Raw genomic sequence first — 249 nt, 5'->3', positions numbered from 1 at the left:
CTGATGCGGGGGGCGAGTCCGTGTCCGCCGAAGCCTCGATGGAGGACTATGTCGCGGCGTTTGCGGACGTCGATCCGATTAACCTCAAGGTGCAATCGAACAATCCTCAGGGCACCGGCCAGTCCGTGCCGTTGGAGGCCTACGTCGCGGCCGTCGAGGAATGGTCGGGCGGCAAGATCACCTTCGACGTGAAATATTCAGGCGCCATCGCTCCGATCGCCCAGGCCGGTCAAGCCATGGCTGACGGCC

The 249-nt window shown here is 63.9% G+C and carries 1 pseudogene; it reads left to right on the top strand.

Features of this window, described 5'->3' with window-relative positions:
• Positions 1 to 20: 20 nt before the first annotated feature.
• A pseudogene (locus SB754_RS22040) lies at positions 21 to 249 on the top strand (C4-dicarboxylate ABC transporter substrate-binding protein); the annotation flags it as partial.

The sequence above is a fragment of the Leifsonia sp. SIMBA_070 genome, from assembly GCF_046534635.1.
GTDB lineage: Bacteria > Actinomycetota > Actinomycetes > Actinomycetales > Microbacteriaceae > Leifsonia.
The sequence above is the reverse complement of the archived record's forward strand: the minus strand, read 5'-3'. Positions and strand labels throughout refer to the sequence as shown.